The organism is Mesorhizobium metallidurans STM 2683, assembly GCF_000350085.1.
GTDB lineage: Bacteria > Pseudomonadota > Alphaproteobacteria > Rhizobiales > Rhizobiaceae > Mesorhizobium > Mesorhizobium metallidurans.
Genome location: NZ_CAUM01000132.1, coordinates 34,178 through 42,473, shown reverse-complemented (window position 1 = coordinate 42,473; position 8,296 = coordinate 34,178). Strand labels below are relative to the sequence as shown.

The window sequence follows — 8,296 nt, the reverse complement described above, 5'->3', positions numbered from 1 at the left end:
TGACGACTGTCCTTAGCAGGCAGAAGAATGGCGAATGCCACGCCCTGTCATTTCAACGTGAGTGACAGCAGGACCAAGGATAGGGCGGATCAATGCCTGCGGTATCGAAGGATGTTGTCTTGCTAATTTGACACCGCGTGCAGGCGAGCGGAAAACTGCGGCGGCGAGATGAAACAGAATCAATTGCGGGCTACGTTTCCATTTTGGAACGGCGGTTTTCGGCCGCTCGCCTGCTGCGCTTGAAGGAGTGTCGTTATGGCAACCGTCCTTACCGCCGTGATCCTTTTCCTCATCGGCCTGGCACTCGGCGGCGGCGGCATTTGGCTCGCGATGCTGGGCGGCAGTTGGTATTACGCCATAGCCGGTCTCGCCTTCCTCATCGCTGCCTGGCTGCTCTACAGGCGCAAATCCCTGGCGTTGTGGCTTTATGCGGCGATCGTGCTCGGCACGCTCGCCTGGGCGGTCTGGGAGATCGGCTTCGACTGGTGGGAGCTCGGTCCGCGTGGCGGTGTCATCGTCCTACTGGCGCTGTGGCTGCTGACGCCATGGGCGCGGCGGGGGCTCACTGGCCCGGACGGCCGGGCGCCCCTGATTCTAGCCGTGCTGGCCTCGCTTGGCGTCGCCGGCTATTCGATGACGGCGGATCCGAAGGATATCGCCGGCCAGCTCAGCACCGACAAGGTGACGCCGACCGCCGATCTCGGCGGCGAGGTGCCTGCCGGCGAATGGCACTATTACGGTCGCACGCAGTATGGCCAGCGCTATTCGCCGCTCGACCAGATCACTCCAGACAATGTGGCGAAGCTGCAGCCGGCCTGGACCTACCGCACCGGCGATGTGAAGGGGCCCGACGACATCGGCGAGACGACCTATCAGGTGACGCCGCTGAAGGTCGGCGATACGCTCTACATCTGCACGCCGCACAATTTCGCCATTGCCATCGACGCCGCGACCGGCACGGAGAAATGGCGCTACGATCCACAGGTCAAGCCGGACAAGGACCGCCAGCACCAGACCTGCCGCGGCGTGTCCTATTATGCCGACGCCAAGATCGCCGCCGGCCAGCCCTGCGCCGCGCGCGTCTATCTGCCGACCTCCGATGCGCGGCTGATCGCGCTCGACGCGGCGAACGGGCAGGTCTGTCCGGCCTTCGCCGAGGGCGGCACGCTGAACCTGATGGCGAACATGCCCTTTCCGAAGTCGGGCTATTACTATTCGACCTCGGCGCCATTGATATCAGGCGGCAAGATCATCGTCGGCGGCGCGGTCAACGACAATTATTCGACCGAGGAGCCGTCCGGCGTCATCCGCGCCTTCGACGTCGACACCGGCGCCCTGATCTGGAACTGGGATTCCGGCAATCCCGACCAGACGACGCCGCTGGCACAAGGCGAGACCTACACCCACAACTCGCCCAACATGTGGTCGACGGCAAGCGCCGACGAGAAGCTCGGCCTGCTCTACGTGCCGCTCGGCAACCAGACGCCGGACCAGCTCGGCGCCGGGCGCAGCGCCAATGTCGAGAAATTCTCCTCCTCGATCACCGCGCTCGATCTCAATACCGGGCAGTTCCGTTGGGTGCGGCAGACCGTGCACCACGACCTCTGGGACATGGACGTGCCGGCGCAGCCGACGCTGGTCGACATCACCACGGCCAGTGGCGTGGTGCCGGCGCTGGTCGGACCGACGAAGCAGGGCGACCTCTACGTGCTCGACCGGCGCACGGGCGAGCCGATCATTCCGGTCAACGAGGTTCCGGCGCCGGGCGGCGCGATCGAGGGCGAGCGCACCGCGCCGACGCAGCCGGTCTCCGATCTCACCTTCATGCCGAAGCCGCTGACCGGCGCCGACATGTGGGGCATCACCATGTTCGACCAGCTGGCGTGCCGGATCGAATTCCAGGGCCTGCGCTATGAGGGCCGCTATACGCCGCCCTCGGTGCAGGGTTCGCTGGTCTATCCCGGCAATTTCGGCACCTTCAACTGGGGCGGCGTCGCCGTCGATCCGGTCCGCCAGGTGATGTTCGGCATGCCGACCTATCTGGCCTTCACGTCCCGGCTTGTGCCACGCGCCGACGTGCCGCCGCCGGATGACAGCAAAGGCAGCGAGCAGGGCCTCAACCGCAACGAGGGCGCGCCCTATGCGGTGGTGATGGGGCCGTTCCTGTCGCCGCTTGGAGTGCCTTGCCAGGCGCCGCCCTGGGGCTATGTGGCGGGCGCCGATCTCAGGACCGGCAAGATCGCCTACAAGCACCGCAACGGCACCGTCTACGACATGACGCCGCTGCCGCTGCCGTTCAAGGTCGGCGTGCCCGGCATAGGCGGGCCGATGATCACCGCCGGCGGCATCGCGTTCCTGGGGGCTGCGGTCGACGACTATTTGCGCGCTTATGATCTGACATCAGGCAAGCAGCTCTGGCAGACGCGGTTGCCGGCCGGCGGACAGTCGACGCCAATGACCTACACTGTCACCGACGGGCGCCAGTTCGTGGTCATCGTCGCCGGCGGCCATGGCTCGGTCGGCACTAAGGCGGGCGACTATGTGATGGCCTACACGCTGCCGAAATAGGCAGCCCAATGCGAGTCTAGCCGAGCCCGAGATGGCCTTTCAGGCTGGGCACGGATCCAAGCATCTCGTTGGGTGAGGTGAGGCCACCAGCTTCCCTTCATATTGTGGCAGGACCATCAAGATTGTCGGAAATGACGATTGGAGCCGATCCTTCGCTTGAGGGCTTTCGCCATGTCACTCGCCCGAGACTGGACCATGCACGTCGCGACCCTATCTTGCGCAGCGAGATCGTCTCGAAGCGAGGAGCACGCCATGACGAAGTCCGCCGCCAGTCCCGAAAGCGCCAAGGCTGCCAAACCGGTCATCACGAAGCCCGCCATTACTCAGGCGATGATCGACGCCTATGACGAATACACGCATCTGACGCTGGACCGCCGCCGCTTCATGGAGCAACTGACCAGGCTTGCCGGGTCGGGCGCGGCGGCGGCCACGATCGCCCCGCTGCTGGCGGCGAATGCGGCCCAGGCGGCGATCGTTTCCGAGGACGACCCGCGGGTGACGGGCGAGGACATCACCTTCCCGGGCAGTAGCGGCGAGATGAAGGGCTATCTGGTCAAGCCGGCCGGCCAGTCCGGCAAGCTCGGCACCGTCATCGTCGTGCATGAGAACAGGGGGCTCAACCCGCATATACGCGACGTGGCACGGCGCGTGGCGCTGGAAGGCTTCGTGGCGCTGGCGCCGGACTTCCTGTCGCCGCTCGGCGGCACGCCGGTCGATGAAGACAAGGCGCGTGACCTGTTTACCAAACTTGATCCGGCACAGACCGCGGCCAATGCCGTGGCGACGTTGGCCTTCCTCAAGGGATACCAGGACGGCAATGGCAAGGTCGGCGCGGTCGGCTTCTGCTGGGGCGGCGGCACCGTCAACATGCTGGCGGTCAATGCGCCTGACCTCGCCGCCGGCGTCGCCTATTACGGTATGCAGCCGAAGGCCGAGGACGTGCCCAAGATCAAGGCGGCACTGCTTTTGCACTACGCCGGGCTCGACACGCGCATCAATGCCGGCATCGACGCCTTCAAGAAGGAACTCGGCGCGGCCCATGTCGAATACACCGTCTATGTCTATGAAGGCGCCAACCATGCCTTCAACAACGACACGTCGGCGGCACGCTACGACAAGCAGGCGGCCGATCTTGCCTGGGGCCGGACGGTCACCTTCCTCAGGGAGAAGCTCGCCTGATCAGGCTTCGTTGGTTTGCGGCGCCGGTTTGTGGAAAGCAACGCCGGCCACGACCAGCGCGATGCCGAGGCAATCGGTGAGGCTCGGAATCTGGCGCAGGACAACGATGCCGATCAGCGTCGCGGTGACCGGCAGCAGCGACAGCATGAGCGCGAAGCTCGAGCGCGGCAGCCGCGACATGGCGAGCTGGTCGCAGATGTAGGGGATGACCGACGAGCAGATGCCGACGCCGATGGCGGCGATGAGCAGCGTCGGGGCCGAGAACGCCGGCAGCGCATCGGCGAAGCCCACAGGCAGTACGATGAGGAAGGCGACCGCCATCGCGGCGCCCAGGCCGGCGATGCCGTCGCCGGCGCCGGCGCGCGCGACGCGATGGCCGAGCACGATGTAGAAGACGAACAGCGCGCCGTTGAGGAAGGCCCAGAACAGGCCGACCGGATCGCTCGACCATTTCACATCGATCAAAAGCAAGGTGCCGGTGACGGCGACGGCAAGGGCCGCGAGATTGCGCGGGCTTCTCAGGCCGACCAGGGCGACGCCGATAGTGCCGACGAATTCGATCGCCGCGACCAGCGAGATCGGCAAGCGGTCGAGCGCCAGATAGAAGGAGCAGTTCATGATGCCGAGGCAGGCGCCGAAGGCCAGAAGCAGCAGCCTGGTCGAGCGGTTGGCACGGGCAAAGACCGTCCACGGCCGGGTCAGCGGCGCAAAGACAAGGGCGGCGCTGGCGATGCGCAGCCACGCCATGCCGAGCACCCCGACATGCGGGAACAGCAGCACGGCGAAGGCCGGCCCGAGATAGTGGAACACGGCGCTGACGCCGAACCAGAGATGCGGCGGCAATGCGCTCGCCAGGTTCGCAAGGGCTGGGCCGGCGAGGGCGGGGCTGGCGGCAGGTGCTTGCGCTCGATCCTTCATGAGATCACTATCGCAAGGCGGTTTTCGAGTTTATATGGATGATGACCGTCCATAGTGATCAATGTCTTTCCGATCCCAAGGAGTTTCCCTTGAAACGCCTTCGAAACGAAAATCCCGATCTCGATGCCGCCGACCTGAAAATCCTGCGGCTGCTGGAAAAGGATGCGCGCACTAGCACGGCTGAACTGGCGCGTTCGGTCGGCCTGTCGGCGCCGAGCGTGGCGGAGCGCATCAGGCGGCTGCAGGAGAGCGGCGTGATCGAGGCCTATACGATCAGGATCAATCCGGCCGCGCTCGGCATGAAGCTGTCGGCATGGCTGCGGATCAGGCCGGTGCCGGGGCAACTCACCGTCGTGGCCGAGATCATCCGCGACCTGCCGGAAATCGCGCAATGCGACCGGGTGACCGGCGAGGACTGCTTTATCGCGCTGGCGCATGTCGGCTCGGTGGCCGAGCTCGAACGGGTGATCGACCGCATCATCCCGCACGCGATGACCAACACCGCGATCATCCAGTCGTCGCCGGTGATGGCGCGCTCGCCGCTGGGGGCGCTGAAGCGACCGGGTTGATGCTTAGGGGAGGGCTGGGCTGGCCTCGGCGTGACTTCCGCTCAGGCATGTCCGCGTTTCGAGCGCGCCTGTTTCAGGATGGCGCGCCAGCGGATCATGGCGAAGGGGATCGGCTCGTTGTTGTTGGCGATGTGAAAAATCTCGTTGTTGAGATTCTTCAGCGAGCGCCAGAAATCATAGTCGCTGATGCGTGGGTCGGCCGCCAGCCTGTCCGCCTCGACCTTGATGTCGGTTTTCATGCACGTTCCCCGAACCGCTTCCGCCCAGCCGCCCGTTTCGCAACTCGATACGGACGGTTTTCGACCGCCGCGCTGAGTCGTTCAACGCCTCAATCCGGCTTGTTCACGTTAAAACCTCGGTAAGGTTAACGACGGCCCGGTCGTGGTTCAAGCCATCTTGCGGGCTAGTCCCGATTGCTTACTGGGGCGTAGTGGCTTTCGGGCAACGGTATGAATAAAAACAATGACTTAAGGCGGGCGCTGCAAAAACCTCGTCAAGCACGACGCGGCTTGATGCCGATCGAACGGCCGGCGCGCTCCGGCATCGGCAGCGCGGCATGGGCGGCGCGCATGGCCTCGATCCTAGCCAGGACATCGGCCGGGAAGGGCGCCACTTTCGGCCCGGACATGTCGACATGCAGCGACAGTGATTCGGAAGTGGCGGCGAGCCAGCCATCGACATGCCGGATCTCCTGGTAGACCCTGAGCCGCTTGTCATCATGGTCGATGAGCTGGAAGGAAACCGTGACCTTGTGTTCCAAATGCAGCTCTTGCACATAGCAGACATGCACTTCCGCCGTGTAGATGGTGAGGCGGCGGTCCTTGGCGTAGTTCGGCCCCATCCCCATCATCTCGAAGGCGTCGTCCGAGCAACGGTCGAACAGCACGTTGTAATAGGCCATGTTGAGATGGCCATTGTAATCGATCCAGTCCTTCTCGATGTCCATGGGTTGGGAAACGAAAGGAGCAGGGATCGGCATCTTGACTTTCCTTTTCGGGATCGCTGGACAGAGCGTGGCTGGTGAGACTACGCATCCATAAATCCATAACAAGCATGGACGCTGGTCCATTCGCGGAGGAATTCATGGCCCTGAGCGACCTCAACCCGGTCGAACGCAACGAGGAAGGCATCGCCGCGGTGCTCGGCATCCTCAAGCAGCGGCTTGGCGAGCGGTTCCAGACCGGCGAGGCGATCCGCGCCCAGCACGCGCATACCACCACCTACATTCCGACCCAGGCGCCGGACGGCGTGGCCTTTGTCGAAACAACGGCCGAGGTACAGGAAATCGTGTCGGCCTGCGCGGCGCATCGCGTGCCGGTGATCGCCTTCGGCGTCGGCTCCTCGCTCGAGGGCCACACCAACGCGCCGGGCGGCGGCATCTCGGTCGATACGTCGCGGATGAACCGCATTCTCGCGGTCAATCCGCAGGATCTCGACTGCACCGTCGAGGCCGGTGTGACGCGCGAGGATCTCAACCGGCATCTGCGCGACACCGGCCTGTTCTTCCCGATCGATCCGGGCGCCAACGCCTCGCTTGGCGGCATGGCGGCGACAAGGGCGTCTGGCACCAATGCGGTGCGCTACGGCACGATGCGCGAGAATGTGTTGTCGCTGACGGCGGTGATGGCGGACGGGCAGACGGTGACGACGGGAAAACGCGCGAAAAAGAGCTCGGCCGGCTATGATTTGACGCGGCTCCTGATCGGCTCGGAAGGCACGCTCGGCATCATCACCTCGCTGACCCTGAGGCTGCAGGGCATTCCGCAGGCGATCTCCGGCGGCGTCTGTCCGTTTCCGAGCGTCGAGGCGGCCTGCAATGCGGTGATAGCAACGATCCAGATGGGCATTCCGGTGGCCCGCATCGAACTGGTCAACGCGCTGCAGATGCGGGCGATGAAGACCTATTCGAAGCTCGACTATCCGGAGAGCCCGTGCCTGTTCGTCGAATTTCATGGCAGTGATGCCGGCGTTGCCGAACAGGCCGAGACCTTCGGCGCGATCGCGGAGGAATATGGCGGCGGCCCGTTCCTGTGGACCAGCGTCGCAGAGGAGCGGACGAAACTGTGGAAGGCGAGACACGACGCCTATTGGTCGTCGCTGACCCTCAGGCCCGGCGCCAAGGGCCTGTCGACCGACGTCTGCGTGCCGATCTCGCGCTTTGCCGAATGCGTCACGCAAACCGAGGCCGACATTGCAGAGATGGGGCTGGTCGCGCCGATCGTCGGCCATGCCGGCGACGGCAATTTCCACGTGCTGGTGCTGATGGACGCTGACGATCCGAAGGAGATCGCGCAGACGGAAGAATTCGTGGCGCGGCTGAACATGCGGGCAATCGGCATGGACGGAACCTGCACCGGTGAGCACGGCATCGGGCAGGGCAAAGTCGGTTTCCTGCGCCACGAACTCGGCCATGGCGTCGACATCATGCGCACGATCAAGCAGGCGCTCGATCCGCTTGATATCATGAATCCGGGGAAGATATTGCCGGGCGCGGGGAAGTAAGGGATATGGCCGTCCTCGAGACACTTCTGCCAATCGAGGTGCCGCCGTCGTCCGCCGGTGCACCGTTGCCTCACGTCTTTGCGGATGAAGGCAAGCTGCTTATCGGCTACCTCGCTAACAGGCCGGAGCCGTCATTCGATGGCACGAATCCGCGTTCGGTTTCGCCGACAACGGGCAACCTATCGGTCGCAATCCTGACTGCGGAACCGTATCTGGCGTTGCAATTCGGCCCGCCGAACGACGAAGCTATCAGCGGGCATCGGCTGTATGGGCTCGGGCTGCGGCCATATTCCGCGTTCGAAGTTTTAAATTCGTCGTGGATCGCTTCCTTGGAAGAGGCAAACCGGGCTCACCCATCCCATGTGCCTGAGCTGTTTTCAGAATACCGCCATTTCATCCTGACGTTCCACGACTCGACGCTGGAGTTCATCGCTGAGAGTTTCTCGACCAGCCTTCGCGAGGGAGCGGTCCTGACCGTATTGATGGAGACCGTCGGCTCCGGTGCCTGACACTGAACCAGTTCGCTTTCCCGAGCGACGCGGTTGATCCTTCTGGGAATT

Annotated in this window: 8 protein-coding genes; 5 read left to right on the top strand and 3 right to left on the bottom strand. The window is 64.1% G+C overall.

The window, feature by feature from the left end; all coding sequences use genetic code 11:
* The first annotated feature begins 255 nt into the window (after positions 1-255).
* Both MESS2_RS21805 and MESS2_RS21800 read left to right on the top strand, forming a co-directional pair.
* Positions 256-2,568, top strand: coding sequence for a glucose/quinate/shikimate family membrane-bound PQQ-dependent dehydrogenase (locus tag MESS2_RS21805; RefSeq protein ID WP_008876621.1), 2,313 nt, complete (start codon positions 256-258; stop codon positions 2,566-2,568).
* Between the two features lie 252 nt (positions 2,569-2,820).
* The gene (locus tag MESS2_RS21800) at positions 2,821-3,747 is read left to right on the top strand and encodes a dienelactone hydrolase family protein (RefSeq protein WP_008876620.1); all 927 of its coding nucleotides are present in this window, start codon (positions 2,821-2,823) and stop codon (positions 3,745-3,747) included.
* Here MESS2_RS21800 and MESS2_RS21795 read toward each other — a convergent pair whose 3' ends face one another.
* Positions 3,748-4,665: an EamA family transporter gene (locus MESS2_RS21795; RefSeq protein ID WP_008876619.1), complete on the bottom strand. Its 918-nt coding sequence runs from the start codon at positions 4,663-4,665 to the stop codon at positions 3,748-3,750.
* An 89-nt stretch (positions 4,666-4,754) separates the two neighbouring features.
* Here MESS2_RS21795 and MESS2_RS21790 point away from each other — a divergent pair, with 89 nt between their 5' ends.
* Positions 4,755-5,234, top strand: coding sequence for an Lrp/AsnC family transcriptional regulator (locus MESS2_RS21790; protein ID WP_008876618.1), 480 nt, complete (start codon positions 4,755-4,757; stop codon positions 5,232-5,234).
* A 41-nt stretch (positions 5,235-5,275) separates the two neighbouring features.
* Here MESS2_RS21790 and MESS2_RS21785 read toward each other — a convergent pair whose 3' ends face one another.
* Entirely contained in the window at positions 5,276-5,473 is a 198-nt protein-coding gene (locus MESS2_RS21785) for a hypothetical protein (RefSeq protein ID WP_008876617.1), read from the bottom strand.
* A 254-nt stretch (positions 5,474-5,727) separates the two neighbouring features.
* Complete coding sequence (locus tag MESS2_RS21780; protein ID WP_008876616.1) at positions 5,728-6,213, bottom strand: thioesterase family protein; 486 nt, start codon at positions 6,211-6,213, stop codon at positions 5,728-5,730.
* A 104-nt stretch (positions 6,214-6,317) separates the two neighbouring features.
* Between MESS2_RS21780 and MESS2_RS21775 the strand changes: the two genes are divergently transcribed.
* Positions 6,318-7,736: an FAD-binding oxidoreductase gene (locus MESS2_RS21775; RefSeq protein ID WP_008876615.1), complete on the top strand. Its 1,419-nt coding sequence runs from the start codon at positions 6,318-6,320 to the stop codon at positions 7,734-7,736.
* A gap of 5 nt (positions 7,737-7,741) precedes the next feature.
* Positions 7,742-8,245, top strand: a complete 504-nt coding sequence (locus MESS2_RS30270) for a hypothetical protein (RefSeq protein WP_008876614.1) — start codon at positions 7,742-7,744, stop codon at positions 8,243-8,245.
* Positions 8,246-8,296 lie beyond the last annotated feature (51 nt).